Annotated in this window: 20 protein-coding genes and 1 pseudogene; 13 read left to right on the forward strand and 8 right to left on the reverse strand. The window is 69.3% G+C overall.

Going from position 1 to position 22,030, the window contains the following annotated elements; genetic code table 11:
* Positions 1–13 precede the first annotated feature (13 nt).
* Together OG522_RS38900 and OG522_RS38905 are read right to left on the reverse strand one after the other, a co-directional pair.
* Entirely contained in the window at positions 14–514 is a 501-nt protein-coding gene (locus OG522_RS38900) for a DinB family protein (RefSeq protein ID WP_329468170.1), read from the reverse strand.
* A 45-nt stretch (positions 515–559) separates the two neighbouring features.
* Positions 560–1,186: a class I SAM-dependent methyltransferase gene (locus OG522_RS38905; protein ID WP_329468171.1), complete on the reverse strand. Its 627-nt coding sequence runs from the start codon at positions 1,184–1,186 to the stop codon at positions 560–562.
* Between the two features lie 85 nt (positions 1,187–1,271).
* On the opposite strand from OG522_RS38905, the gene OG522_RS38910 reads away from it, so the two are divergent.
* The gene (locus tag OG522_RS38910) at positions 1,272–1,883 is read left to right on the forward strand and encodes a helix-turn-helix domain-containing protein (protein ID WP_329468172.1); all 612 of its coding nucleotides are present in this window, start codon (positions 1,272–1,274) and stop codon (positions 1,881–1,883) included.
* 52 nt (positions 1,884–1,935) lie between these two features.
* On the opposite strand, the gene OG522_RS38915 is transcribed toward OG522_RS38910, so the two are convergent.
* Entirely contained in the window at positions 1,936–2,790 is an 855-nt protein-coding gene (locus OG522_RS38915) for a hypothetical protein (protein WP_329468173.1), read from the reverse strand.
* Positions 2,791–3,134: 344 nt separating this feature from the next.
* Between OG522_RS38915 and OG522_RS38920 the strand changes: the two genes are divergently transcribed.
* Together OG522_RS38920 and OG522_RS38925 are read left to right on the forward strand one after the other, a co-directional pair.
* Positions 3,135–4,301, forward strand: a complete 1,167-nt coding sequence (locus OG522_RS38920) for a macrolide family glycosyltransferase (RefSeq protein ID WP_329468174.1) — start codon at positions 3,135–3,137, stop codon at positions 4,299–4,301.
* A gap of 81 nt (positions 4,302–4,382) precedes the next feature.
* Positions 4,383–5,003: a response regulator transcription factor gene (locus tag OG522_RS38925; protein ID WP_443074880.1), complete on the forward strand. Its 621-nt coding sequence runs from the start codon at positions 4,383–4,385 to the stop codon at positions 5,001–5,003.
* Between the two features lie 23 nt (positions 5,004–5,026).
* On the opposite strand, the gene OG522_RS38930 is transcribed toward OG522_RS38925, so the two are convergent.
* The 5 genes from OG522_RS38930 to OG522_RS38950 form a co-directional block, all read right to left on the reverse strand.
* The gene (locus OG522_RS38930) at positions 5,027–5,797 is read right to left on the reverse strand and encodes a polysaccharide deacetylase family protein (protein ID WP_329468176.1); all 771 of its coding nucleotides are present in this window, start codon (positions 5,795–5,797) and stop codon (positions 5,027–5,029) included.
* Positions 5,798–5,885: 88 nt separating this feature from the next.
* On the reverse strand, positions 5,886–7,109 hold the full coding sequence (locus OG522_RS38935; RefSeq protein WP_329468177.1) for an MAB_1171c family putative transporter: 1,224 nt from the start codon (positions 7,107–7,109) through the stop codon (positions 5,886–5,888).
* A gap of 5 nt (positions 7,110–7,114) precedes the next feature.
* The gene (locus OG522_RS38940) at positions 7,115–7,657 is read right to left on the reverse strand and encodes a hypothetical protein (protein ID WP_329468178.1); all 543 of its coding nucleotides are present in this window, start codon (positions 7,655–7,657) and stop codon (positions 7,115–7,117) included.
* Positions 7,658–7,750: 93 nt separating this feature from the next.
* On the reverse strand, positions 7,751–8,317 hold the full coding sequence (locus OG522_RS38945; protein ID WP_329468179.1) for a helix-turn-helix domain-containing protein: 567 nt from the start codon (positions 8,315–8,317) through the stop codon (positions 7,751–7,753).
* Between the two features lie 950 nt (positions 8,318–9,267).
* Positions 9,268–9,420, reverse strand: a complete 153-nt coding sequence (locus OG522_RS38950) for a hypothetical protein (protein WP_329468180.1) — start codon at positions 9,418–9,420, stop codon at positions 9,268–9,270.
* A gap of 170 nt (positions 9,421–9,590) precedes the next feature.
* Between OG522_RS38950 and OG522_RS38955 the strand changes: the two are divergent.
* From OG522_RS38955 to OG522_RS39000, 10 genes and pseudogenes are all read left to right on the forward strand, one after another.
* Positions 9,591–10,069: pseudogene (locus tag OG522_RS38955) on the forward strand (transposase); the annotation flags it as partial.
* A gap of 368 nt (positions 10,070–10,437) precedes the next feature.
* On the forward strand, positions 10,438–10,605 hold the full coding sequence (locus tag OG522_RS38960) for a plantaricin C family lantibiotic (protein ID WP_329468181.1): 168 nt from the start codon (positions 10,438–10,440) through the stop codon (positions 10,603–10,605).
* 52 nt (positions 10,606–10,657) lie between these two features.
* Positions 10,658–10,822 carry a class II lanthipeptide, LchA2/BrtA2 family gene (locus OG522_RS38965; RefSeq protein ID WP_329468182.1) on the forward strand — a complete coding sequence of 55 codons (165 nt, stop codon included), beginning with the start codon at positions 10,658–10,660 and terminating at the stop codon, positions 10,820–10,822.
* Between the two features lie 118 nt (positions 10,823–10,940).
* Positions 10,941–13,883, forward strand: a complete 2,943-nt coding sequence (locus OG522_RS38970; protein ID WP_329468183.1) for a type 2 lanthipeptide synthetase LanM family protein — start codon at positions 10,941–10,943, stop codon at positions 13,881–13,883.
* Entirely contained in the window at positions 13,883–16,024 is a 2,142-nt protein-coding gene (locus OG522_RS38975; RefSeq protein ID WP_329468184.1) for a peptidase domain-containing ABC transporter, read from the forward strand. The genes OG522_RS38970 and OG522_RS38975 overlap by 1 nt, the downstream gene beginning before the upstream one ends.
* Positions 16,021–18,747, forward strand: a complete 2,727-nt coding sequence (gene lanM / locus OG522_RS38980) for a type 2 lanthipeptide synthetase LanM (protein ID WP_329468185.1) — start codon at positions 16,021–16,023, stop codon at positions 18,745–18,747. The genes OG522_RS38975 and lanM overlap by 4 nt, the downstream gene beginning before the upstream one ends.
* 18 nt (positions 18,748–18,765) lie before the next feature.
* Positions 18,766–19,713, forward strand: a complete 948-nt coding sequence (locus OG522_RS38985; protein WP_329468186.1) for an LLM class flavin-dependent oxidoreductase — start codon at positions 18,766–18,768, stop codon at positions 19,711–19,713.
* 88 nt (positions 19,714–19,801) lie between these two features.
* On the forward strand, positions 19,802–20,719 hold the full coding sequence (locus OG522_RS38990) for an ABC transporter ATP-binding protein (protein WP_329468187.1): 918 nt from the start codon (positions 19,802–19,804) through the stop codon (positions 20,717–20,719).
* Positions 20,716–21,453, forward strand: a complete 738-nt coding sequence (locus OG522_RS38995) for an ABC transporter permease (protein WP_329468188.1) — start codon at positions 20,716–20,718, stop codon at positions 21,451–21,453. The genes OG522_RS38990 and OG522_RS38995 overlap by 4 nt, the downstream gene beginning before the upstream one ends.
* Before the next feature lie 310 nt (positions 21,454–21,763).
* A complete protein-coding gene (locus OG522_RS39000; RefSeq protein WP_329468189.1) occupies positions 21,764–21,919 on the forward strand; it encodes a hypothetical protein in 156 nt (51 codons plus the stop codon).
* Positions 21,920–22,030: the final 111 nt, after the last annotated feature.

A 22,030-nucleotide genomic window follows, 5' to 3' on the forward strand; every position in this document is an offset into this window, starting at 1 on the left:
AGTGATCGGTGGGTCAGCGGCCGGTCGTACCGTCGATGAGTTCTCGGAGGATGTCGACGTGGCCCGCGTGCCGGCCGGTCTCCTCGATCATGTGGGTGAGTGCCCAGCGGATGCTGGGAGCGGGACGGCCCGGCCGCGGCCGGGGGACCGGTGCGCCGAGATCGGTGCATCCGTCGAGGACGCCGTTGGCGGCCTCGACCGTGCTCCGGTAGCGGGCCACGACATCGGCCACGCTGTCCGCCGGTGCGGCACGGAACGTCGCCTGCCAGTCGGTGACATCGTCCCCGAGGAACATCGAGCGCTCGACGCACGTCAGGTGATGGAGCAGGCCGAGCAGGTTCGTGCCCGAGCGCACCGCGGCGGTTCGCGCCTGCGGTTCGGGGGCGCCGTCCACCTTCGCGGCGATCGATGTTCGGAGGTAGTCGAGGAATCCGCGCAGGACCTCGCTCTCGTCGCTCCCGGTCCGGGGCGGCGGGGTGTCGCGGCGTCGGTTGCGGCGGGCGGGGCTGGACATGTGGTCTCCCTTCGTCTGCTGAATGCCGAGGACCGGCCTAGGGGGTCAGCCGGTGCGGCGGATGAGGATGACGTGGTCGGTGACCTCGGCGGTGCGCCCGTCCGGGCCGGTCGCGATCCGGCGGGGTGCGTCGGCCCGCTCGACCGTCCACGTCTCGGCAGCCAGCGCCATACCCGCGGCGACGTCCCGCGGTTCCGGCGGGCGGATGGCCGGATCCTGGTTCCACGACCACGGCGCGGTCGAGCCGTGGTCGACCACCAGCAGGCGCCCGCCGGGGCGCAGTGCGTACGCTGCCGAGCGCAGGACGGTGGTCCGGTCCAGGTCAAAGAGCGTGTGCAGGTAGTGGGCGCAGATCAGGTCGAACGCGCCGGGCGGGAACGACGTGTGCAAGTCGGCCCGCATGGGCCTGACATGGTCTCCCAGGTTGTGTGAGCGAGCGAGGACGGCGAGCTGTGCGACGGCCACGGCCGAGATGTCGACGGCGGTGACGTGCCATCCCTGGCGGGCGAGCCACAGAGCGTCGCCGCCATTGCCACATCCGAGGTCCAACGCGTCACCCGGCGGCAGCCCCGCCACCGTCTCGGTGAGGCGGGCATTGGGCTGCGGGGCGTCGGCTGGCGGTCGGTCCGCGTAGACGCCGTCCCAGAACGCGGCCGTGTCGATGGTGTCCATCAGGGCTCCCTGTGTCGGTGGCCCTCAGTCTCGCCAGGTCTTCACGACCTGGCACGGAATCTTGCGGTTACGGCAAGATGGCCTGATGGGTGGCGAGTTGGAGGACGAGGAAGTACTCGGCGCGGTGGGGCCGCGCCTTCGTGCGCTGCGTCGTGACCGCGGCATCACTCTCGCCGACCTCGCGGCGACGACCGGAGTGTCGGAAAGCACGCTGTCGCGGCTGGAGAGCGGGCTGCGTCGGCCGAGCCTGGAACTGCTGCTGCCGCTGGCGCGTACCTATGACGTTCCGTTGGACGACCTGGTCGGCGCTCCGCGCACGGGCGATCCCCGTATACACCTCAAGCCGATCAGACGGTTCGGGATGACCTTCGTGCCGCTGTCCCGTCGGCCTGGCGGGGTGCACGCGTTCAAGATGATCATCCCCGCCCGGCCGGAACCACTGGAGCCGTCCCCGCAGACTCACGAAGGGTTCGAATGGCTCTACGTGCTCAACGGACGTCTGCGGCTCGTCACTGGCGAGCGCGACCTGACGTTGCCGCCCGGTGAGGCAGCCGAATTCGACACGTCGTTGCCCCACTGGCTGGGCAGCGCCGACGGCGGTGCGGTCGAACTCCTCGTCCTGTTCGGCCTGCAAGGGGTACGGGCGCACATACGCACCGGCCCCGTTCGGCCGTCTCGGGCCGAGAACCAGCCCTGAATTCAGTGAGAGCGGGGACGAGGCCCGCAGCCAGAGGGCGCGCGCTTGATCCTCAGCCGATCGGCTTGCGGACCTCGTTGCGTACCTTGACGGTCAGTTCGGCCGCGGCGGCGACATCGACGTCGGTGGGCTTCTGCCCGAGTGACGCGGGGCTGACGACCCCCACGCTTCCGACGGTGTTGCTGTCGCCCCAGGCGCACATCGGGAACGTGACGCTGAGGGCGCCCTGCGTCTTGGACAGCACCTGGCAGAAGATCCGGACGTCCGAGCCGGCGGGAGTGGCGTCCTTGGGCTGCATCACGATGGTGGCGCCGTCCGCTTCCCGGGCGCCCCGCAGCATGCTGTCGCGTTCCCGCTCCGGGGCCTTCACCCTGCCGTAGATGCCGGACAGGACCATCGACGTGCCGTCGCCCTTGGCCCCCGAGTACTGCCCCATGGCCGGCTGCGGATCGCGGATGTCCGCCTGGGAGGTGTTCTTGAGGCTCTCCCGGCCCTTCTCGGACAGGTCCTGCGCCAGTGTGTACTGCCCGTTCAGGATCGTCTGCGGGACGGTGAGACGGTACTTGGCCTCGGGGAAGCCGCCGGCCGTGCCGAGGAGCTTGGTCACGGCGAATCCCAGCCCGCCCAGCACCACCAGCGCGACGGCGATGATGCCGATGACCATCCCGGTCCGGTTCTTGCGCGGCGGCGGCCCCATCGGCGGCATTCCCCACCCCTGCTGCTGGGGGAAGCCCTGCTGCGGGAACGGCTGCTGGGGGAAGCCCTGCTGGGGGAACGGCTGCTGCGGCCAGGGCTGCTGCGCCCCATAGGGGCCGGGCGCCGGCGGCCCGGATGGCGGGGCGCCGTACGGGCCTTGGGACTGCGGACCGTAGGGACCCGGCTGCGGCGGCGAAGGCGGCATGTTCATGCCGCTGACGCTACTTCACCTCGGCGAAGGCGCAGCCGCCGGGCCGAACCGATGCGCGGGCCCCCAGGGTGATCGTCGCCCCCCCGCTGTTGCCCTGTTGTTGACGCTGAACAGTGCATGCTCTCATCAAAGTTGAACGGGTTCAAATCTTTGCGGCGGCGGCGCGGCGGCGGCGCGACACGCGCTGTGGGAGCGCGACTGCCCGCGCAGGTGCGCCTGGGGCGCTCCGCCCGCGTTGCTCTGTTGCGCACTGCCGCGTTGCCCAAGTGCACGCTTCGGCGTTTTCCTGCTGTAGCCCCCTATTTCAAGGAAGTGCCGACATGTACCGTCCTGCCCATATCGCCATGATTGGCACCCCTGTGGTCAGCCATGTGCTGCCCAGCCTGGAGATCATCCGTGAGCTGGTGGCCCGTGGTCATCGTGTGTCGTACGCCAACGCCCGGCACACCGCCGAGCTGATCGCCCCCACCGGCGCCGAACTGGTCCCCATCACCTCCACTCTCCCGGTCGACGGCAGCGACTGGCCGCAGGACCCCATCGCCGCCGCTTCGCTCTTCCTCGACGAGGCGATGGCCGTACTGCCGCAACTGCACGCCGCGTACGACGACGATCCCGCCCACGTCTACCTCTACGACGTCGGCGCGTACGCGGGCCGCGCGCTGGCCGAGGCGCAGGGCCGCGCCCTCATCCAGCTGTCCCCGGCACATGTGGCCTGGGGCGGGGCCCAGGAGGAGATCGGCGCGGCGCTCGCCGCGCTGCCCGGAGGGCCCGCCTACCGAGAGCGGTTCGCCGCCTGGCTGGACCGGTGCGGTGCGGTGACCACGAACGTGGAGGAGTTCACCGGCCGGCCGCGGCGAGTGCTGGCCATGATCCCGCGCGCCATGCAGCCGTACGCCGACCGGGTCGACGCCGATGCGGTGACGTTCGTCGGCCCGTGCCGCGCCGCCGCTGAGGAGGAAGGCAAGTGGGCGCGCCCGGACGGCGCGGAGAAGGTGCTGCTGGTGTCGCTGAGTTCGGCGTACACCCGGCAGCCGTCGTTCTACCAGCAGTGTGCCGCGGCCTTCGCGGATCTTCCGGGGTGGCGCGTGGTGTTGCAGATCGGCAGCGACATCGATCCGGCCGAGCTGGGAGACCGGATTCCGCCCAACTTCGAAGTGCATTCGCAGACAGCCCAGTTGGCGATCCTGGAGCAGGCGGACGCGTATGTGACGCAGGCCGGGATCGGCAGCAGCAGTGAGGGCCTGTACGCCGGTGTGCCGATGATCGCGCTGTCGCAGAACGCCGAGGAGGCCTTCCACGCCGACCGGCTGGTCGAACTGGGTGTGGCCCGCCGTGTCGATACCGCGGACATCTCGGCGGCGGCGCTGCGTACGGCACTGATGGAACTCATCGGCGATTCACAGGTCGCCGCGCGCTCGGCATGGCTGTGGGCCGAGGTGCGCGCCGAGGGCGGCGCCCGCCGGGCCGCGGATCTGATCGAGGAGCAGCTGGTGGAGGAGCAAGTGGGTTGATAACGCGGGGCTGGTGGCCGGGGAGCGGTGGTGGCGCCGTGCGGTGCCGCGGGGCCTGTCGGCGGTCGTCCTCGACGCCGGCTGCCGACTGGCGTCGCCGCCGACCGCGGCGCCCGCCCTCGCTCTCGGCGCAGCGGCCCACTGGCCAACCCGGTGCTGGCCCGCGCTGTTCGGCGGCCGGGCGGTCAGGGCGAGGCGCGGACCGCCGGGCGCAGGATCCGCGAGCACACCGGCGCCGTGGTGATCATGGTCGGCGCGCGATCCGATATGGGGTCCCGGATCCACGGCCTCAGCCTGGGAGCCGACGAGTACGTGGTGAAGCCGTACGACACCGGGGAACTGCTCGCCCGTATCCACGCGGTCAGCCGGCGCACCGCCCACGCGAGCGCCCCTGGAGCGGGCGAGACCGTGCTGCTCCTTGGCCCGGTGGAGATCGAACTGCCCACCCGCCGGGTCAGCGTGGACGGTTCGGTCGTCCAGCTGACCCGCAAGGAGTTCGATCTACTGGCACTGCTCGCGCAACGCCCCGGCGTGGTGGTTCGGCGGGAACAGATCATCAGCGGGGTGTGGCGCGCCAGTTGGGAGGAGACCGGGCGCGTTCTGGAGACGCATGTGGCGTCCCTGCGAGCCAAGCTGGGCGTGCCCGCGCTGATCGAGACCGTGCGCGGCGTGGGCTACCGGCTCAACGCCCCGGGCACGTAGCGGCACCCACCGCCGTGAGGAGTTCACCGCACCGGGAAACCGAAGGTGTGGCCCTGCGCTTTGAGCTCGGGGAGGAGCCGGCGGAGGGCTTCGATGGTCTGGCTGCGGTTGCCGCCCGCGTCATGGAAGAGGATGGTCGGTCCGCTGGGCAGCTCCCGTTCGACGGTGGCGACGATGACGTTCGTGCCCGGCCGCTCGAAGTCCTTGCTGTCCACGTTCCAGCCCAGCGGACGCATGCCCCGGGATGCGGCGAGCTGGCGGCTGTAGGGGGTGAACGCGCCGCCGGGTGCCCGGTAGTACATCGGCCGTACGCCCCCGGACGCTTGGGTGATCATGCGTTCGGCGTCGAGTATCTGCTGTGACTGGTAGGCCTGGGAGGCTTTGTCCATGGAGGTGTTGTGCGACACCGAGTGGTCGCACAGGCGATGCCCGGCCGCGACCACCTTCTTCACGAGGTCCGGGTGGGCCTGCGCCTGGGTGCCCACCATGCAGAACGTGGCCTTCACCCCGAACTCCCGCAGCAGGTCGAGTACTTGGGGGGTCCACACGGGGTCCGGGCCGTCGTCGATGGTGATGTTGACGCCGTGTGTCCCCGCGTCCGAGGCGTGCGTGATGGTGTCCGCGACCGGCTTGACGTCCATGTCCGGCGTGGCCGACCCGTTCGCCCTGGGTGACGCGTGGCCCGCGGTTCCGGCCTGGGCGGTCCACACCGAGGCACCGGTGGCCAGGATCGTCACCCCGAGCGCCGCCCCGACCAGTTTGCCGTACCAACCCCGCCCGCCGTGCCGTGCCATGTCCGCCTCTTTTCGCCGCAGTTCCTCGCCGGTCCCTGGTCACCTGGCAGGACGAGGCGCGGCGGCCGGGGGATGCCTCCGTTACCGATCACGGACAATCCCGGGAATGTTCGCGGACAATCCCGGATGTGAGGGTTCGGGTGACCACGGGTGAGTGCTGGAAGGCGACGGCGACTTTGATCAACCAGTCCGTCTCGTCCGCGAGTCCGGCCGTTCCGGGCATCTCGCCATGGGGTGGTGCGAGGGTGGGAGGACGTCCGGTCTCCTTGGCCTGGATCGCGGTGGCGAGCAGCGCGGCTTCCACTGCGGCCCGCAGGTCGGCGCCGTCGAGACCGGCGGTTCTGGCGTGCTCGCGGGCCCGGTGACCGGCCTCCGGGCCGGCGTAGGCCCGCAGGGCGAGCTGGCCGTCGCGGATCTCGATGACACGGCGGTAGAGGCGGAACTCCAGGGCCTGGAGGCTGTATCGCGACCGCCATGGCCGGGCGGCCGTCTCCAGGACGATGGAGGGAGCGGCGTTGCTGAGCGCTTCCCACAGGGGCCGCAGCCGCCGGAACCGGCGCCATGCGCGCAGGCTCCGGTGCGCGGTGGTGAGCGCGGGGCCCCAGCCGGGCATCGTCCAGCCGATGTGGATGAGCAGGGTTCCGGCGTCGCCGCACAACCAGGCGAGCCACTCCAGGGAGTCGGGCTTCCAGGGCAGGCGCGTGGTGACGATGTTGAGGAGCCGGATGGTGCCGTACCCCAGGGTGAGGGTGGCCCCGGCGCAGACCAGGTTGAGGCCTCGGCGCAGCCAGGGTTGGGGGGCCAGCCGGGCGTAGCGCCGGCTCAGCCGCGCGACGACGATCTCGCCGTGGACGTAGGCCGCGATGTACAGCAGGAGGTAGGCGGAGTACAGCGGTTCGTGGACGTAGTGGAGGGTGAAGCCGCGGGGCTTGCGCTGGTCGGGTGCGAGCAGGGTGAACAGGCCCACGAGCGTGCCCAGGACGAGGAGGGCCAGGGCGAGCCGTACGCCGATCTTCCGGCGGGCCTGACGCGGCGGACTGTTCCAGTAGATGAGGACTGCCTGCTGTCCCGTGATCAGGAGCACGACGCTGCACTGCGCCAGGAGCGCGGCGATGTTGGGGTAGCCCAACAGGCGGTCCAGCAGGCTCCATACGGCCGGCTGCGACAGGGTGAGGCTCAGGGCGGACAGGGCCAGGACGCCGCACAGGACTGCCAGCGCCGGATCACGGGGCGTGCGGAGCAGGTCCCGGAGCTTGTACGTCAGCGCCAGCAGTGCCGTCAGTGCGCACAGCGGGTGGAGGTAGTCGATCATGCCGCTCAGCCGGAGTGCTGGCCCAGCGAGCGGATCAGGCGTTCCACCAGGGCGGTCTCACTGGTGGGAACACACACCGGGGCCGGCTCGTCGTGGCCGGCCTGAAGGAGCATCGAGGCGAGGGTCTCGGCCTCCGCTTCCTGCTGGCTGTCATAGGCGGAGCGCGCCAGCGCTCGCCGGATCAGAGAGGGCCCGAGGTCGGGCAGCAGCCGCTCGGTTCCCTCCGGGTCCGTCACGGTGCGGTGGCCGAACAGCATGTGGGCGCACTCATGAAGGATGATCTGCTGCTGGTGCAGGGGCGAGGTCTTCTGCTCGTGGCAGACGTAGTCGGTGGAGGCGGTGGCGATCCACAGACCGGAAGGCGCACCGGCGCCGCTGATGCCCGGCAGCGGCAGGACGACGATGGGCCGTCCCCGCCCGTGGGCGAGGTTGTCCAGAAATCTCTGTGTGGTGAAGGGCCTGGGCAGCGTCAGCGAGGCGAGAAGCTCCTCGCACCGGGCGTGCAGTCCCTGCCTGCTCCTGGCGTGTATGGAAAGCCCTTTGAACATGCGCACCGTCCCCCGTGACAGCCGGTTCGGCCGGGCCTGGTCGGGGCCCGCCCGTTGCTCCGGTGCAGCGTATCCCCGCGGATGCGCGGTTGCTCAGATGGGGTTGTCGAGCTGTTCCAGGCTGCGCAGCCGGTCCACCATGCCGCTGAGGGCGTGCAGGCTCTCGGGGGACAGGCCGTCGGCGCGCAGCGCGATGTTGCGCACGGCTCCGCTCTTCAGGGCATGCAGAATCGTGAGCTGCTCATCGATGCGGTCGGCGACGGTGTCGTTGAGGAAGTACTCCGTGGGCACGTCGAAGTAGCGGGCCAGCGCCTCAAGATGACCCAGGCGCGGATTGTCGGCTTCGCCCTTGTGGAGCTTCCAGATGTAGCTGGCCGAAATCACGCGTTCGCCCGCGGCCTCGTCGATGGCGCGCGCGATCTCGTTGTACGACGGTGACGCGCCCCCCTGGGGCGTGGTGAGCGTCAGGAGCCGGTCGAGCTTCTCCGCGAGGGGGCTGCGACGGGCCGTACGCGGGCTCTGCGCGTTGCTGTCTGCTGCGGGTGGCGCGGCAGCAGGTCGTGTTTCCGCGTGTGAGCGACCCCCGGGGGCGGCGCTCGGCGTGCCGAGCGGGTCCTCACCGGTGCCTTCGGACGCGCGGGTGCGGGCTGGCAACTTCACCTTCGGGCTGCCCCCTTGAGGATTGCGGCGCTGATCGGCCGGACGAAGAATATCCGGCTCCTGTCCGGTTCCGGGACGCGGCTTGCCCTTTCGTGGCCGATGGCCGATGGGTGGCGAGCGCGCGTGGCTGGATCTCGCCTGCGGACCGATCGATTCCGGCCGCTTTCTCGTGGCCTGTTTCCGTGTGGAAACGGAAGTGCCTACAATCTGGAAGATCACGGTTGTTGGCTGCGGGGGACGCGCGAGACAGGCGGGGGGCCGGCCATGTGGGGTCGATCCGGGACGGGACGGTGTCGCCCGTCGAGACGCTGCGTCGTTGTGCGACGCCCGGGGCGTCCGCGTAAACCCCCTTGTGGCGAGCGGCAGTTGACCGATGGGACAGCCAGGAAGGCCCATCGCGCCCATCGCGCCCAGGAGTTCTCCCGCGGGCCTTCCTGACGCCCGGGACCGGTCCCGAGGCCGACTTCGACGACAACGCGGACGGATACGGCTGACCCGTCACGCACCGTGTACCGACGCCGTCCAGCCACTCTCATCCCGTTGCACCGCACGGGCTGCCGCCGCGTGTCCGGCGCGGTTCGCCGACCCGGTGTGGCCGCCCGGCGAACCGCGGAGGCACAGTCATCCGAACCACATGGTGTAGCGAAGCGGTCACTTGGGCCGTCAGGTTTCCGGGCGGGCATGGATGCGGTGCGGCCTCGCCCGCCGCGTACCGGCACCACCAGGCAAGAGCCGTCCCCGACGCGCGTCGGCCGGCGCGATGGTGCCCATTGCTCATCTACTGCTGTCCGGCCATGGCCGGGACGCCAGTCGGCCGGCCACGGGGAGAGCGCTCGATGACTCCCGTACACCCACCTGTCCCATGACCAAGGTGACGGGGCATCTGCTGCGGACCGGCCGCTCGCCGCCCGGGTGAGGGGGCGTGCGCTTGCCGCCGGTCAGCGCCGCATCTACTGGTGGAAGTAGGTGCTGGTGATGGCGGCGGTGTTGGCGGCCTCGGAGTTCCGCCCGTACTTCGCCTTGCGCCGGGCCTTCTTGGCGTCCTTCTGCTCCTGCTTGTCGCGGGCTTTGGGGTCGTCGCTGCCGGCCTTCTTCTTGAACATGGGCTGCTCCTCATGTCGTTGGCATGCATATCGCCTCCTTCGACGATGCCATATCCCCGACGGGGCTGCCAGGCCGTGCCGCTGAACTGGTGCGCGCCCGGATCGGGCGGCCCGAGTCGCGGTGAGCTGAAATCAGTCAGTGTCCTATGTGGAGAGTTGGGCATTCTTTTATGGGGCAGGGTACGTGGAGTTGGATAGTTCCGGACGGGTTGTGGGAGATCGCTCGTCCGCTGATTCCGGAAGAGCGGATTCGGCCGCAGGGTGGAGGCACACCGAACACCCCAGATGAGACGCTGTTCGCCGCGGTTGTCTACGTCCTGGTCAGCGGGTGCGCCTGGCGGTCGCTGCCGCCGTGTTTCGGGGTGTCGAAGTCGACGGCTCACCGCCGGTTTCTGATCTGGCACCGGGCCGGGACGTGGGACCGCCTGCACGAGGAGGTCCAGCGGCAGGCGGACTGCGCCGCGCTGACCAGAGTGAGCCGCGCCGTGCTCGAATCCGCCCCCTTGCGGGCCAAGAAAGGCGCGAACACAGAGGTCAGAGCCCCGTGGGCCGAGACGGGCCGGGTGCCGAGATGCAAGCCTTGCCGGAAGCGGGCGGACTGTCCCTGGTCTCCGGCCGCTTCGCGCTCGACATCCGGGGGCTGAACCCGTGGCGGCGGATCACGAGGACGCCGTGGGGCAGAGCATCGGCTCGGGGCCCCTCTGTACTCCTCTGTACTCCGCAGTAGCAGCAGACGGCGTTTTCCCGGTGTGCGGCCGCCGGTGAAAAACCGACTCATTCGCCTCACCACATAGGACACAGAGGTACGAGTGCATTGCTCGTCACTGACCTGCACTAAACCAAACCGTTACTGTGACCAGGGTCACAATTGCGACTGTTGTGGTCCACGGTGCTGCTGTGTAACTTCATGCCTCGTTGCTCTGACCAGGCAATGGCATGCGAGGCGAAACACCGCTGAAATACGCGGAGTTCATCGACTTGCGGCATATTTAGTGGTCGGAACGGGGGTGAATTCACATGGCTTTTGAGGGTGACGTTTCGCTGATCGAGGAGATCGCGGAGCAGGACTTCGACGGCGTCGCGTACGGCGCGTGCACGACGAACACGTTCTCTCTGTCCAACGTGCTCAGCAACAACGGTGGCTGGTGCACGCTCACGAAGGAATGCCAGCCGAACTGCAACTGACCCCTGTCTTGGGGCTGTTCAGGCGTGAGTGTGACGGAGGGAGGTGAAGTACATGCAGAAGGAGGACTTCCTTGGTGCCTACGACGAGCTGGAGCTGATCGAGCTCAGCGAGGAAGACGCACACGGAGGCACCACGACCGTTCCGTGCAGCATCGCTGTCACGACGCTCGTCTCCAGCGCGGCTTGCCCGACGACCAAGTGCAGCAAGCAGTGCTGACCCCGGTCGCGTAGCACACGGCACGAACGAGCCCGGGGGAGCGGGGAACGGAGCATGTTCCCCGCTCCCCTGGGCCCAACTTTCCACCCTACCGCTTTCCGCGCATGGAGTAAGAACGTTGACCTCTCCCGTGAACCTTTATCCGGAATTCGACGGCGCGGAAATACAGGAGACCATCGAGCCCCTCAGCGTGTTCGACGCCGCCGTACGGACGGTGCTCACCACGGCGAGTGAGCCGGCACCGGCCGACTGCCCGGCCTTCGTCGTCAACTGGTCCCGGATGCCGGAGACCTACCCGTTCCAGCGGGTCATCCGCCAACTCGCCCTGCCCGCCGCTGTTCAGGCCCTGCCCGCGGACCACGCGGACATGTTCGCAGACGCCGACGACATCACGGTGCAGGTGCTCACCCGGGCCGAGTCGAGGATCCGCGACACCGCCACGCGCGCTCTGGTCGCCGCGGTGAACCAGGCGTCCGTGGACGGCGTGCTCAGCGGTGACACCCCGCAGGACCGCTACGAACACTTCGTGCGTGCCGTCTGGCCCACATACCTCGCCCAATTCCCCGTCCTCACCTCCGCCGTGACCCATGTGGTGCGCAACACCCGTGCCGCGGCACGTGAGTTGTTCGAGCGCCTGGCCCAGGACCGCGACGCCTTGCAGCGCCGATTCGCCGTCGCTCGCGACGACCGGCTGGTGTCCATCGGTGACGCCGACGGCGACGCACACGCCCACGGCCGTTGCGTCAGCATCCTGACCTTCGCCTCCGGCGCCCGCCTTGTGTACAAACCCCGCGACATCTCCTGCGAAGCGGCTTTCGAGACGATCACCGCCGAGGTCAACCGGATGGCGGGGACCGCCCTGCCCGCCGCCTCCGCGCTCGCGCGAGGGGGGTACGGGTACGTGGCCTACGTACAGGCCGAGGACGTGACGGACCAGGGTGCGCCGTTCATGCGTGCCTGCGGCGAACTGGCTGCGGTGTTCTACCTGTTGGACGCGCGGGACATGCACTTCGAGAACATCCTGGCCACCCGTCGCGGCCCCGTCCCGGTCGACCTGGAGACACTGCTGCACCCCGCGCGCGTCCACACCGGTCCCAAACCGGAAGCCGACGGCAACGCCTACGACGCCATCGGTCGCAGCGTGTACGGCATCGGCATCCTTCCCCTGGTGCTGCCCGGCAAGGACGAGAACTCCGGCCATGTCGACCTCGGGTTCCTCGGCGGCGACAACCAAGGAGTGTCGCCCTTCAAAAGCATGGTGTTCGACCACCCCTTCACCGACCGGATGCGGATGCGCCTTCAGGCCCAGCCGGCCGAGCAGCGTTCCACCGTCGTACGGGAGGGCAGCGAGGAGGAGATCCACCGCCTCGCCCAGGAGATGGCCGACGGTTTCATGACGGTGTGTCAGGCCGTGCGGCGTGAGGCGTCCTCGTGGACCACTCTGCTGAAGACGACCGCCCCGGCCCTGCGGATCCGCTACATCCACAACCCGACCTCGCTGTACGCGCAGAGCCTGCGCATGACGTCCTCGGCCGCCGCCATGGCCGGTACGGATCTGAGTGTGGGGCTGCTGAAGCGGATCGCGATCCCGTCGAAACTGTCCGACCCCGCTCTCGTCGGCTCGGAAATGGTGCAGATGGCCGAGCGGGACATCCCGTACTTCACCGCCGAGGCGACCGGCACGGCCGTCTACGACTGCGACGGCAACGACACGGGCGCCCGGCTCGCCGAACCCCCGCTCGCGCGGGCCCTGGCGAAGGCCACCGCGCTCGACGACCGGGTGATCGACCAGCAACTGAGCATGCTGTACGCGGCGTTCTGCGCCCGTTTCCCCGACAACCACCTCTCCGGACACAAGACGTGGGACGTCCACCCCGTCGGCAGCGAAACGGCCCCGCTGGAGGAACTCGCCCGGGTGCTGGCCGACGACCTGGTCGCCTCGAACCTGCCCGACAAGTTCGCCCACCTGCCCTCCACCTGGATCGGGCCGCTCGCCTCCGCGCAGGCCACCCGGCCCTGGCCCTCGGGCGTCCTGGGCTACGACCTGTACACCGGCCGCACCGGCCCCGCCCTCGCGCTGGCAGCCGCCGGCCTCCACTTCGACGAGCCGCGCTATCTGGCGGTGGCCCGGCAGATCTTCTCCACCAGCGCCGCCATCCTCTCCGACGGCGTCTACGAGCAGCGCAGCGTCCGCCAGAACGGGCCCGGCGCCTACACCGGCATGGCCGGACTCCTGCTCTCCTTGAGCGTGGCCGGGCGGATGCTGGACGAGCCCGGCTGGATCAAGGCCGCCCAGGAAGCCGTGCCGCTGGTAGCCGATCAATGCGGGCCCGCGGACTCCCCGGACGTGATCACCGGAATCGCCGGGACCGCGGCGATGATCGCCACGGTCGGCGGCAGTTACGCCACCGGAGCACTGACCGGGCTCTGCGCACATCTGGACCAGCACATCAACGACCCACGGGGTTCGTGGTGGGAGCAGTCCGGATTCGCCCACGGCGTCGCCGGTGTGCTGCACACGCTCGCCGTCCTGCGTCCGCACACGGGCGACCGGGTCGATCCGGCGATCGGGCTGCTCCTCGACCGTCTCGCGACGTTCTACGACCCGCGGGAAGAGAACTGGTTCACCAACACCTCCACCCGGGACCGGTTCTCCACCGGCTGGTGCCACGGCGCCGCCGGTATCGCCCTCGGTCTCTGGCAGGTCGCGCAGACCACGGGCGAGCCGCGGGCCGGTGAGTGGCTGGACACCGCGCTGGCGAACACCGTCCGGTACGGGTTCGGCCGGAACCTGACGTGGTGTCACGGCGACCTCGGCAACCACGACATCCTCAGCCACATCGCCGCCCGGCGCGGAGATCCCGCGCTCCTCGACGAGATCGCCGACAGTGAAGCCCGGTGGCTCCACCCGAGCGTCATCAGCCAGAAACTGGCCGACCGCACGTCCCGCTACGCGCACACCAACAGCGTCATGCTCGGCACCTCCGGCGTGCTGCTGCACCTGGTCCGACGGCTCGCGCCCGGCCTGCGCATATCGCCGATCTGCCACGGGGTGGTGTGATGGGCCGCCGCGTACCCACGCTCACCCAGGTCACCCAGACGGAGTGCGGACTGTGCTGCTGCATCGCGGTCATGCGCTACCACGGCCGTACCGAGGACTTCCAGACCGTACGTGAGGGCCTGGAAGCCGGCCGTGACGGGCTCGGCGCGAAGCAGCTCGCGGACTTCCTGCGCTCGCGGGGCATGGACGTGAAGCTGTTCCGGGCCAGGAGCGTGGACGCCCTCAAGGGCTTCACCCAGCCGGTCATCCTGTACTGGGAGGAGTACCACTTCCTCGTACTGGAACACTTCGACGGCAGGACCGCACGGGTCATGGACCCGGCGGTCGGCCGGCGCCGCATGACCCGTGCCGAGCTGGAGGCCGGGTTCTCACAGGTGGTCATCGCGCCCGAACCCGGCGAGGGTCTGGTCCGCCAGTCGCTGCCGGCCAGCCGGGACTGGCGGACCCTGCCGCTGTTCCCAACCGGGTCGAAGCACCGGATCGCGCTGGTCGCCCTGCTGTCGCTCGGCTCCTACGGCGCGGTCCTCGGAATCCCGGCGCTGACGAAGTGGGCCGTCGACCGCGAACCGGCCTGGCAGGACCTGAGCCAGATGGGCTCCGTCATGGCGGCGGTCGCGGCGGCCGCGGCCGGGTACCTGCTGCTGTGGATGCTCCGGACCCTCACCTTGGCCGGGCTCATCTCCGTGATGGGCCGGCACCTGATGAGCCACGTCTTCACCCGGCTGCTCTCGCTGCCGTACAAGTTCTTCGCGACCCGACAGCCCGGGGAGCTCCTGTTCCGGCTGAACACCGTCAACCACATCCGTGACCTGCTGTCCTCCCGGATCGCCCAGGGCGTCCTCGACGTGGGCACCCTGGTGTGCATCGGCGTCTACCTGTTCGTCACCGAGTGGCGGATCGGCCTCGTCGCCCTCGCCCTGTTCGGTATGAACGCGCTGTTCCTGTGGACGACGAGGAACCGCGTCAAAGAGGTCACCGACGCGGAGATCGCCCACCTCTCCCGCTCCCAGGCCACCCAGCTCGACGCCATCGTTTCCATCCCGACCATCAAGATGGGCGGCTACGCCCGCCAGTTCGCCGCCGAGTGGGAGCAGATCTACCGCTCGTCGCTGGACGCCATGAGGGCGAGGATGCGGCTCCAGCAGGGCTGGATCTCCGGCATGGCCACCACCACCCAGATGTTCGGCCCACTGATCCTGCTCCTGGCGAGCCTGTACCTGGCGGCCAACCACATCGTGTCCATCGGCTCGGCGATCGCCGTGCAGGCCGTCTCCGCCACCTTCTTCGCCCTGTCGACGTCGGTGTTCCAGATGGTCACCGAAATCACCGAGACCTCCCGCTACATGAGCCGTCTCAGCGACATCACCGGCCACGAACCGGAGCCCGTCGGCGGTGAACTGACCGAGCTCGCCGACACCTCCATCCGCTTGGAGCGGGTGTCGTTCCAGTACACGCGGCACAGCAAACCGGTCCTCGAAGACGTGACGCTGGACATCCCGGCCGGGGCCAAGGTGGCCTTCGTCGGCGCGTCCGGCTCCGGCAAGACCACGCTCGGCCGGCTCGTGTGCGGGCTGCACCATCCCACCGGCGGCGTGGTCGAGTTCGCCGGACGGCCGATGGCCGACTACCGGACGGACTTCCTGCGCCGCCAGATCGGCTACATCCCCCAAGAGGTCCACCTGCACAACCGCACGATCCTGGAGAACCTCACCCTCGGTCAGGACATCGACGAGGAAACAGTGCGCGAGTACTGCGCCACTGTGGGCATCCTCGACTTCATCGACGACCTCCCCATGGGGCTCAAGACCCTGGTGTCGGAGATGGGCTCGAACTTCTCCGGCGGCCAGCGCCAGCGCCTGGCCATCGTGCGCACCCTGCTGCAACGCCCGCGGATGATCGTCATGGACGAGGCCACCGCCTCCCTGGACACCGTCAACGAACGCCGCGTGTCGAAGATCATCGAAGAGAGCGGTGCGACGCAGATCGTCATCGCGCACCGCCTGGCGACGATCAAGAACGCCGACCACATCTACGTCTTCCACCGGGGCCGGGTCGCTGAACACGGCACCCACAAGGAGCTCCTGGCCAACCAGGCCGCCTACGCCGCCCTTTACGCAGAACCTGTGGGTGAGACCGCATGACCGACCCTGCCGTGAACCTAGAGTGCTTCGCCCCCTTCTACACACATGCCGCCCCCTGGCAGGCGTTCAAGGACGGACTCGCCCCGGCCGCACGGCGCGCCATCGCGCCACAGAGTCGCGATGCGGTACTGCACCGGATGTGGGAAGCCGTCCTGGCGACCGTCGAGGGACACTCCTACCGCTCCCTGATCGCGGCCTTCCACGCCTTCCGCGAAGCACAGGGTCTGCCCGCCGACCTCGGCAGCAACAGGGCCCTCACCCTCTACACCCGCCATCTCGCCCACGACGGCAGTGCCGACGTACTGGCCGAGTACCCCGTCCTCGCCCGCCGCCTCGCCGGCGTGACGGAGCAGATGCGCCAGGCCTCACACGAGCTGCTCACCGGCTACACCCAGGACCTGCCCCGCCTGACCGAGGCGTTCGGCATCGAGCCGTCCGACCTGATCAGCGAGGTGCAGACGTCCGGCTCGGACCCGCACAACAACAATCGGCGCGTGTGGTTCGTGACCCTCACCAGCGGCACACGACTGGTGTACAAACCACGCCCGCTCACCGGCGACGAATTCGCCCGCGACCTGTACCGGGCGGTCGGCCCGGGGCTCACCCACTCCCTGGAGCCCTGCGCGCCTGCCTCGCTCACCTGCGCCGACCACGGCTGGCAACTGTTCACGGCGCCCCGTCCGATGCGGACCCCCGCGGAAGCCGACCGCTATTTCTACCGGTTCGGGGCTCTCACCTGCCTGTTCTCCGCGATCGGGGCGACCGACCTGCACGACGAGAACCTGCTGGCTTGTGGCGAGTACCCCACCGTTGTCGACACCGAGACGCTGCTCCGCGCGGACGCCGGAGTCGACAACGACACCCTGCCCAACGCGCTGATCAACCACATGAAGAGCAGCGTCACCTCCACCATGATGCTGCCGATGATGAACCCCGACTCGGTGTTCGACATCATGCTGTCCGCCATCGGCGTCCTCGGCGCGCAGGAATCGCAGATCAAGAACCCGAAGGTCGTCGACGACGAGACCGACGCGATCCGGGTGGTGTGGGAGAACTACAGCCACCAGCACACCATCAACGTGCCCCGGCTCCAGGAGAAGGACCTTCCGGTGACGGAGTTCTTCCCGCAGATGATGCACGGCTACCGGGACATGCTCGCCGTGCTCGGCACGGGCGCGGTCGAGGAAGTGCTCGACCGGTACGGGTCCATGGTGATGCGGTCCGTGATGCGGTCCACTGAGGTGTACTCACGTTTCCTGGACGCCTCCACCCACCCCAAGTACCTCAAGAAACAAGAGGACTTGGACCGGCTGTTCACGCACCTGAGGCGGTTCCACCAGAAACTGCGCCCGGACCAGGCCGAGTTTCTCCAACGCCAGGAGGCCGCCGGGCTCGACAACGGTGACATTCCCTACTTCATGGTCCGCTCCGACCGGCTCCATCTGGCCACGTACACCGGGCAGCACGACACCTTCTACCGCACCGCCGCGATCGACTTCGCCAAGTTGGGGGTGAGCATGGCGAAGCGTCAGCACGAGCGGTACCACCAGTTCCTCGTCGAGGAGTGCCTCGGTGACCTGGCCGTGCTGCCGCAGGGGCTGTCCCGGGACAGCATCTTCCGGGCCGCCCTGGACGGGACCGCCCCCGGCGAATGGGGCCACAAGATCGCCGACATCGTCGCCGATCTCGCCGTCACCGTGGACGGACGCACCGGATGGCTCGGCGGCATCGGCCCCGACCGGGGCGCGGCCACCGTCACCCCCGGCAACTTCGTCACCTTCCACGACATGGGCGGCATCGCCCGCATGTACGCGCAGGCCGCCCGCGCCGACCGGCGCCACGCCCCGATGCGCGACGCCGCGCTGGCCGGGCTCACCGAGCTGTGGGAGGCATACCCGCAGGTCCTGGACAACGTGCCGGAGTCGGTGTTCTCCGGCCGCGCCTCCCAACTCCTGGCCCATGCCGAGTCGGGCGGGGACGCGTGGCTCAAAGACCTCCTGGCCTCCATCGCGGAACGCGGCGAGCAGCGGGAACAGGACGTCTCCAACGGCCCTGCCGGGCTGTGGCTGCTGCTCCTGGCAAGGATGCGGCACGGCGGCCGGACCTACGACCCCGCCCTGGTCGAGGAACTGCGTCAGCTGGCGCTGGCACCGGGGGCGGCTCCGACCGGCGCCCCGATGGAACTCGCCCACGGCCCGCTCGGCCTCGCCTGGGCGAAGGCCCGCACCGCCGCGGTCCTGGACGAACCGGCCCTGGCCGAGGAAGCCGCCGACTGGCTCGCCGCCCACTTCGATGGTTACGCCCCCGCACTGACCGGATGGTGCAAGGGCGCCGCCGGCGTACTGCTGGCCGGCAGCGAGATCGCCCAGGCCGCCGGACGGCTCGACTGGTTCACCGACCGCGCCGTGCCCGGCCTCGTACAGGCCGCCACCGAGCTTCCCGCGGCACCGGTGGAACTGTCCGTGTGCCACGGCAGCAGCGGCGTCGTGCAGGCCCTCCTGTACGCGGCGCGGCTCACCGGGGACGAGAGCCTTGTGAAGTCGGCCGGCCAGTACCAGCACGAGGTGCTCGAACTGGCCCGCCGCCACGGCTTCTACGTCGGCGCCCGCGGCCGCACCTCCACCCTCGGCTACATGACCGGCTGGGCCGGTGTGGCCGACACCGACCTGATGCTCACCGACCACGGCGCGGCCCTCGGCATACCGACCGCGCTGTCCTGCTAGGAAAAGAGTCCCGCTGCCGTGCGCTGTTCGCTCGTACTCCCGATCGCCGTGACCCGGCCCGAGCAGGCCGTACCCTTCGCGAACCTGGTGCGCTGGACGAAGGCGCACCGGTTCTGGCAGGGCCAGTCACCCATCATCGACAGTCACCAACTCCTGTCGTGGCTGGCCGGGTTGGGCATCAGAGTGCCCGCCGGGTTCGGGGTGAGCCTCACGCCGCTGCGGGCCCCGTACCAGGCCGCGATGGAAGCCCGGACGGTGTCCCTCACCACCGGCCACGAGGTCCTCGCTGCGTTCGGCCCCGGTGCCCCGAACTACCAGGCGGCCGTTCTCGGCCGGCCGTACGCCAAGCCGCTCACCCTGATGCACGAGTACCTGAGCGCGGTGAAGGGCCTGGTCGCGGGTGAACCGGTCGCCGCCGAGGGCGAGTACGTGTCCATGGAGGCCCAGCTCGTCCCGCTGCGGGCGGCGAAGGTCCGCGTCGGCGCCGGAGTCCTGCGGCCGCGCATGGCCGAGGTCGCGGGACGGATCGCCGACGACGCCGTGACATGGCTGTGCGGACCGGAACACATCCAGGACACCCTCATCCCCAGGATCCGCGCGGGTGAGGAGAAGGCCGGGCGGACCACGAGGGTCGGGGTGACGGCGTTCGTTCCCGTCGCCGTGGCCCGCGAGGGCCGCGACATGGTCGACACCGCTTACGGCACCTTCGGCATGCACCTTCAGGCGGATCACTATCAGGACACCCTGCGGCACGCCGGACTCGACGTCACGGGGGAGCGGGAGGACGCCAAGAAGCTCATCGACGCCGGGCTGTTCCTGTACGGCACCCCCGCCGACATTCGCGACGGCCTCGAACGTTACCGCCGGGCCGGTGTCGACGAGGTTGTCCTGAACACCGTGGGTGTCGCCGCACTGTACGGCGCACGCGAGGCAGCGAAGGATCTGGAGGACATCCTTGAGACGTAGACGGGCTCGATCCACGGTATGACCCGACCCACTCACCCCGCATCTAGGGTGAGTCGCACCACTTCGCCAACTCCCCCTGGGTACTTGAATGATCCACGTTGAGAGCCTGACCAAACGGTACGACGACACTCTCGCCGTCGACGATCTGTCCTTCACGGTGGAGCCGGGGAAAGTGACCGGCTTCCTCGGTCCCAATGGCGCGGGCAAGTCCACCACGATGCGCATGATCCTCGGTCTGGACGAGCCCACCGGCGGGCGCGCCCTCGTCAACGGGACCCCCTACGCGCAGCTGCAACGCCCGTTGACGCAGGTGGGGGCGCTCCTGGACGCAAAGGCGACCCACGGCAAACGCAGCGCCCGCGACCACCTGCGGGCGCTCGCGGCCGCCAACGGGATTCCCGAACCGCGGGTGGACGAAGTACTGGGCCTGGTCGGCCTGAGCAACGTGGCCAAGAAGAAGGCGAAGGGGTTCTCCCTAGGCATGGGGCAGCGCCTCGGGATCGCCGCCGCGCTCCTGGGCGACCCGGCGGTGCTACTCCTCGACGAACCCGTCAACGGGCTTGACCCGGAAGGTGTGTTGTGGATCCGCGGGCTGATGAAGCAGCTCGCCGCCGAGGGCCGAACCGTCCTGGTGTCCTCACACCTGATGAACGAGATGGCGGTCACCGCAGACCACCTGGTGATCATCGCCGGTGGCCGGCTGCTTGCGGACACCACCATGCGGGCGTTCATCGCCGAGCACTCCGCGGACGTCGTACTCGCCCGGGTCGCCGAACCCGACAAGCTCCACGACGCTCTCACCCGTGAAGGCCATACGTGTGTGAGACAGCCGGACGGAACGCTTGAGGTGCACGGCGCGACGGTGGAGAAGGTGGGCCACATCGCCAACGCCCAGCAGGTGCCGGTGTTCGGGCTCTCGCAATCCGCCGCGTCCCTGGAGGAAGCGTTCATGCGGATCACCCACGACCACACGGAGTACCGCGCCACGGTGGGAGGCCGGCGGTGAACCACGCCCTGAAGTCCGAATGGATCAAGCTGACCACGATCCGCTCCCTGGCCTGGTCGCTCGGGCTGTACCTGTGGCTGATGCTCGGCCTGTCCGTTGCCTATGGAACGGTGCCCGGAGAACGCGACCTGAACGCCAAGGGCTTCGACCCGATCGGGCTCGGGCTCTCGCTGGTGCCGCTGGGGATGATCCTCCTCATGGTCGTCGGCGTCCTCGCGGTGACGGGGGAGTACGCGAGCGGCACGATCAGGTCGAGTCTGCTCGCCGTGCCCGATCGCACCAGGTTCTACGTGGCCAAACTCGGCCTGCTCGCCCTCGTCACCGGCGCACTGTCCACGGCCGGGATCGTGGCGGGGTTCTTCATCGTCCAGGCCTTCATCGGCGATCATGCCGCTCCGTTCGACGCGGCGACCGTCGGCCACCTGGCGGGCGCGGTCCTCTACACGGTGCTGCTCGTGCTGTTCTCCATGGGCCTGGCCACCGTCCTGCGCTCCAGCGCAGCGACCCTGACCACGCTGATCCCGCTGTTCTTCATGGTCTCCACGATGCTGAACCACATCCCCAGGGTTTCGGCCGTGGCGCAGTTCCTCCCCGACGTCGCCGGAGGACTCGCCCTCCAGCAGCACTCCGGGGGCGGCGTGCTGAACGCCTGGTCCGGCCTCGGTGTCCTCGCGGTGTGGGCCATCGTCTCCATCCTGGCCGGTCACATGTCGCTCACCCGCCGCGATGCCTGACCATCTCGCCCGGTCGGGGCCGAGCGCGAACCGCCCACTCAACAAAGGGAGTTGACTGTGTTGGCCGCAAAAAGAGGCATAGGCAGCGCCTTCGCTCTGCCGCGTCCGAGACCGAGCCGCGACAGGTAGCCGGTCGGCTTCCGTCAGCCGATGCGACGGGCCCGGCCATGACCACCGGGTTGCGGCACACCTCGTCGTGCCGCGCCGCCCCGGTCCGCGGGGGGCCTCCGGCCCCTTCACCGAGGGCGCTCCGACCACTGATTTCCACCGCCTGCGGACAGAACCGCCCGCGGACCGAAGGGGTTCATTCATGAAGAACACCATGGGCGCCAGCCTGCCGATCGTCATCGGTGTGGTGATCGCGAGCGTGTGCATCACCCAGGACAACTACGGCGGAGCGGCGTTCGCCATCGTCGTCTGCGCAATCGCCTCGCTGGTGCTCTACCGCAAGACCCGCGGCAAGTAGGTACGTGTACGTCAGCCTCTGGTACGCAAGGAGAGGAACCCCAGCCGACGCACGGCTGGGGTTCCTCGATGCGGTGGGTATCGGTCAGCGGGCGGTGCCGCCCGCGCCGTG

The organism is Streptomyces sp. NBC_01431 (assembly GCF_036231355.1).
In the GTDB taxonomy this organism is placed as follows: Bacteria; Actinomycetota; Actinomycetes; order Streptomycetales; family Streptomycetaceae; genus Streptomyces.

Coding starts and splice junctions, on each gene's coding strand:
- OG522_RS38900 (WP_329468170.1), bottom strand. CDS start 514: ATGTCCAGCCCCGCCCGCCGCAACCGACGCCGCGACACCCCGCCGCCC.
- OG522_RS38905 (WP_329468171.1), bottom strand. CDS start 1,186: ATGGACACCATCGACACGGCCGCGTTCTGGGACGGCGTCTACGCGGAC.
- OG522_RS38910 (WP_329468172.1), top strand. CDS start 1,272: ATGGGTGGCGAGTTGGAGGACGAGGAAGTACTCGGCGCGGTGGGGCCG.
- OG522_RS38915 (WP_329468173.1), bottom strand. CDS start 2,790: ATGAACATGCCGCCTTCGCCGCCGCAGCCGGGTCCCTACGGTCCGCAG.
- OG522_RS38920 (WP_329468174.1), top strand. CDS start 3,135: ATGATTGGCACCCCTGTGGTCAGCCATGTGCTGCCCAGCCTGGAGATC.
- OG522_RS38930 (WP_329468176.1), bottom strand. CDS start 5,797: ATGGCACGGCACGGCGGGCGGGGTTGGTACGGCAAACTGGTCGGGGCG.
- OG522_RS38935 (WP_329468177.1), bottom strand. CDS start 7,109: ATGATCGACTACCTCCACCCGCTGTGCGCACTGACGGCACTGCTGGCG.
- OG522_RS38940 (WP_329468178.1), bottom strand. CDS start 7,657: ATGTTCAAAGGGCTTTCCATACACGCCAGGAGCAGGCAGGGACTGCAC.
- OG522_RS38950 (WP_329468180.1), bottom strand. CDS start 9,420: ATGTTCAAGAAGAAGGCCGGCAGCGACGACCCCAAAGCCCGCGACAAG.
- OG522_RS38960 (WP_329468181.1), top strand. CDS start 10,438: ATGGCTTTTGAGGGTGACGTTTCGCTGATCGAGGAGATCGCGGAGCAG.
- OG522_RS38965 (WP_329468182.1), top strand. CDS start 10,658: ATGCAGAAGGAGGACTTCCTTGGTGCCTACGACGAGCTGGAGCTGATC.
- OG522_RS38975 (WP_329468184.1), top strand. CDS start 13,883: ATGGGCCGCCGCGTACCCACGCTCACCCAGGTCACCCAGACGGAGTGC.
- lanM (WP_329468185.1), top strand. CDS start 16,021: ATGACCGACCCTGCCGTGAACCTAGAGTGCTTCGCCCCCTTCTACACA.
- OG522_RS38990 (WP_329468187.1), top strand. CDS start 19,802: ATGATCCACGTTGAGAGCCTGACCAAACGGTACGACGACACTCTCGCC.
- OG522_RS39000 (WP_329468189.1), top strand. CDS start 21,764: ATGAAGAACACCATGGGCGCCAGCCTGCCGATCGTCATCGGTGTGGTG.